The organism is uncultured Bacteroides sp., assembly GCF_905207245.1.
Classification (GTDB): Bacteria; Bacteroidota; Bacteroidia; order Bacteroidales; family Bacteroidaceae; genus Bacteroides.
This window is the reverse complement of the sequence record NZ_CAJLKP010000171.1, coordinates 1-3,525: the sequence shown is the minus strand read 5'-3', so window position 1 is coordinate 3,525 and position 3,525 is coordinate 1. Positions and strand designations below refer to the sequence as shown.

Sequence of the window (3,525 nt, the reverse complement as noted above, 5' to 3'; positions counted from 1 at the left end):
ATCTGGGTGGCGAAATGGTTATACCATATAATTTTTCCATGGCTCCGGAAGCCGGTCTGTCGGATGAAAAGGTCCCGGTTGCCAATATCCGCGCGTTGTTGCTGGAAAAGGAAGAGAAGGACTGGATCGAGTGGGTGAATGAACAGTTCGCGCGACTCACAAAATTACATTCAATTAACATTACGTTTTACAGAAATATAATCAGTCGTTATATTTTTGAAGTATACAGCGTGTTGAGAGAACAAATGGGGGAGGGAGAAGAGGGCTCCCTTTCCCAGCAATCCATTTTAGATCAGCTGTTTCATGCTGAGACACTGGAGCAAATGCGAAAATTATTGCTTCAGTACGGAATTAGTATTCGCAATCTCATTCAGTTGAAAAATGATTCGGCTACTTTAGGCATGATTCAGCAGGTCCAAAAAACCATACGGGAACGATATGGCGAGAATTTAACCATAAATGAATTGGCTGCGGAAGTGTATCTTACGCCTACGTATCTTTGCTTATTATTTCACCAAGCAACAGGAACCACCATTAACCGGTACTTGACTATGGTGCGTATGGAAAAAGCAAAAGAGCTGTTAATGGATTTATCCAACAAGCTGTATGATGTCAGTTATGCGGTGGGTTATATGAATCCAAGCTATTTTTCACGCCAGTTCAAAAAGAATGTTGGCTGCTTGCCTTCGGAATATCGAAATAAAATGATCGCCAGGGGATGAGGATACTATCTTTAGAACATAAAGGATAGTTTACCTCGTTTATTCCCCCGATAATGGCTTTGTTCATAGTGAAAGGGTGATAATTGTGCGCACTATGCGTGGAGCAAAATTTATTTCTGAATGGGTAAACTTAGACGGAGAATATCCTGTACCCGTATTTGATCATATTCACAGAAAACATTTGGATGTTTCTTACGGCCCGCATCATCTGCAAAAAATGGACATTTATCTGCCTGAAACTGGACAAGCACCTTTTCCGGTAATGATTCTTGTTCATGGCGGTGGATTTTCCCGCTGCGATAAACGTGATTTGAGCGTTTATCCTGGATTTTTCGCTTTGCGAGAAGAATTTGCGCTGGTTTCTGTAAACTACCGACTGGTGCCGGAATTTCGGTTTCCATCACAAATTATTGACGTGAAAAAGGCTATCCGATTTTTAAAAGCACACGGTACGGAATATGGTCTTGACCCTCAGCATTTTTTCTTATATGGCGATTCTGCTGGGGGATATTTGGTTTCCATCGTGGGGACAACTCAGGATACCGATTTCCTGGATGAGAAAACCGATGCGCTAACGGACGTTTCTTGTTCTGTAAAGGCGGTTGCCGCTGTGGCACCTTTAATCAATTTGGTGCGTCACTATGAGCAATTGACCGAAGTTGATTACTTATCTCCTGAGCTTCACAAAAATATGCTGGACGAGAGCAGTACGATCTTATCTGATTACCTTGGGACACCTAAAAATTGTTTGGGAGAATTAGCAAAGGTTGCCAGTGTAGATACTTATTTAAGCCAAGCTGCACCACCTTTCTATATTCAGCACGGAACGAAAGACACCATTATCCCACCCATACAAGCAATTGAGTTCGCGGAAAAACTGGGTGCTCAAATTGGAGAAGAAAATGTAGTGCTGGATATGATTGAAGGCGCAAAGCATGTCGGCACATCTCCGGAATTTATCGAAGAAAATCATGTTTTACCAATCTTGCGATTTTACCAGCGTTTTTTATGAGAACATGGTCTTGAAGGGAACGGGGGATATTGTGTATTTCGTGTTGTGTCCCCAAAATGTGGATGGATGACCAAATAAGTTTACCATTCGCACTGGGCTGCCAGCGGGGAGGAAAGAGAACTAAGATTAGAGATAAACTTAAGGCCTTCAACCAAGGAGTTGAAGGCCTCAAGTTTTGTATTCTGGAAACAGGTAAATTCGAGAAAAAGCAATTTTCTTAATTGTACCACAAACATAAATATCAAAACTTTTAGAATTGCAATAGGTGCTCCACTGACTCCCAATGTAGTGCCGGCTCAAGTATCTGCGGAACGAACAGAAATTACCATGTTTGTCCTCTTTCCGTAAGTTATAGTATAACTTTTATTGGGGGTGAGATTTTGAATATCTTCTGTGGAATTTAACAAATTGAGTCTTTTGGTTTTTTCGTCAATTTCAAAGTCTACATCCCATACGCCAAATGAACGAACACTTCGAAAACCACGAATATAAACGCTCTCACAAACCACGTAATCTTTCAGAATAGCATCTTGGGATAAATAAATTGAATATGAAGTAAGACCAACAAATGCAACTAAGCAGAACAATGCAATAACTTTGTGTTTGTTTCTCACAGTTTTTTTTGCACGTTGCTTTTCTTTCCTCCACAACCGATACTGAACGACGGCTTCAATTAAGGCTATTATTGAAAGGAGAAGAAAGGGGAAGGCAACTCTATAAATAATGGGTATCATTTTCAATCAATCCTTTATTTTTACATAGACAATTTTACCTTGCGAAGGTAATTCATGCATACGCTTCAAAAAAGAAAAGAGATCCCAAATACAAAGGGCTGACATAAGCAGCCCATTCCTGCCATGTTATCGGTATATTTCACTTAACTTACGATTGAGGCGGAGTAAAGGAGAGTACCATGTTGGTCCGTTTAGCGTAGGTTATTTCGTAAGTGCAGCCAGGGATCAGATCATGAACATTGACCACAGAATCCATCAGAGTAAAACAGTCTGTTGCTCCATCAATTTCAAAATTGACATCCCAGACTAAAAGCTCATAACGACTTCTATTAAACTTCAGAAAGACGCCTTCAGATGTCCTATAGTCACGGAATACTAAGTCGCAGGATAGGTACAGCATATAGGAAAAACAGAGCACACAAATTATGGAGGCGAAAACAATTTCAGATTTCCTCTTTTTCTCTGAAGAAGGAATCCCGCTTCTTTTTCGGCGTACTCTCGTTTTGCTTTTAAGAAACTGTCTGAAAGCATATACAAATGCAATAATAAAAAGCAGCAAAAACGGGAAGAAGATTCTATATAGAACTGGCCGGATATCCATAGCTTTTTACCTCACCAAATTTATCGTGGCAATAAGCGAACATGTTATATCCTACTATGCCAGCGCCCGTAGGAGTTTGCTTGACTCCATTGATAAACCGGCAGACCACGGGGGAATAGCAGCGGTTTTGCAGGTAGTAGAAGCCTGTTTCGGTATCGTAATAGTATCCACGGTACCGCAGGGGGTTGATGTCCGCTAGGCTGCCACTGGAGGAAATGAGTTTGCCCCAGGTGTCGTACTCGTAGGTGGTCAAATTTATTATATCGACTCGTTTCCTAAAATTCCAGCACAATAGAAGGCTTTATCAAAAAGGAAGGGCCCCGGTAATCACTAGGGCCCTTACTTTTTATGTATTCTTTTACTTTTTCTTCTTTGGAGGCATGCCGCGTTTCTTGGGTACCCACCGTTCATAGGGCATACTCCCATCGCGGCTCCAAAACATCAGCCTTAAAAGGA

At 41.2% G+C, this 3,525-nt stretch carries 4 protein-coding genes; 2 read left to right on the top strand and 2 right to left on the bottom strand.

Going from position 1 to position 3,525, the window contains the following annotated elements:
- On the top strand, window positions 1-722 hold a 722-nt coding region (locus QZ135_RS24725), incomplete at its 5' end, for an AraC family transcriptional regulator (protein ID WP_294615762.1).
- A gap of 94 nt (window positions 723-816) precedes the next feature.
- Entirely contained in the window at window positions 817-1,734 is a 918-nt protein-coding gene (locus QZ135_RS24720; protein WP_294615760.1) for an alpha/beta hydrolase, read from the top strand.
- Between the two features lie 296 nt (window positions 1,735-2,030).
- On the opposite strand, the gene QZ135_RS24715 is transcribed toward QZ135_RS24720, so the two are convergent.
- Together QZ135_RS24715 and QZ135_RS25035 are read right to left on the bottom strand one after the other, a co-directional pair.
- On the bottom strand, window positions 2,031-2,468 hold the full coding sequence (locus tag QZ135_RS24715; RefSeq protein ID WP_294615758.1) for a hypothetical protein: 438 nt from the start codon (window positions 2,466-2,468) through the stop codon (window positions 2,031-2,033).
- Window positions 2,469-3,043: 575 nt separating this feature from the next.
- Complete coding sequence (locus tag QZ135_RS25035; RefSeq protein ID WP_365979444.1) at window positions 3,044-3,322, bottom strand: RHS repeat-associated core domain-containing protein; 279 nt, start codon at window positions 3,320-3,322, stop codon at window positions 3,044-3,046.
- Window positions 3,323-3,525 lie beyond the last annotated feature (203 nt).